Here is a 514-nt window from a genome sequence, read left to right as displayed (position 1 = left end):
CCTTCCCCGGGCTGACGCTGGTCCTGCCGGACGTGCTCGGCACCAAAGTGGGAAGGCTCATCGCTGCTGAATTCGCCGACCCGAAGCGGCTCGCCGCGCTGGGCACCGCCCGGTTCATCCGGTTCGCGGCCGCCCGGGGGCTCCAGGTGCGCCAGCCGCTGGCCGAACGGCTTGTGGATGCCGCCCGCGACGCGCTGACCACGGTGGACGCACCGGTGGCCCGACGCGTTCTGGCCGCCGATCTGGCCCTTCTGGCGGAACTCAGCACACAGATCGACGCATCCGAGGCCGAACTCGCCCGGCTGCTGCCGCTGAGCCCCTTCGCAACGCTCACCACCACCCCGGGCTGGGGCGTGGTCCGCGCCGGCAACTACGGCGGCGCCCTGAGCGACCCGCACCGCTGGCCCGGGCCGTCACAGATCTACCGGGCATCGGGTCTGTCCCCCACCCAGTACGAATCGGCAGGCAAACGACGCGACGGATCCATCAGCAGGGAAGGCAACGTGGCCCTACG

General features: G+C 71.6%; 1 protein-coding gene. It reads left to right on the top strand.

What is annotated here, in order from left to right:
• Window positions 1–514: transposase (locus ARTB_RS21330; protein ID WP_243182277.1), on the top strand; the 514-nt coding region annotated here is incomplete at both ends.

Source organism: Arthrobacter humicola, from assembly GCF_022803015.1.
Classification (GTDB): Bacteria; Actinomycetota; Actinomycetes; order Actinomycetales; family Micrococcaceae; genus Arthrobacter; species Arthrobacter humicola_A.
The sequence above is the reverse complement of the archived record's forward strand: the minus strand, read 5'-3'. Positions and strand labels throughout refer to the sequence as shown.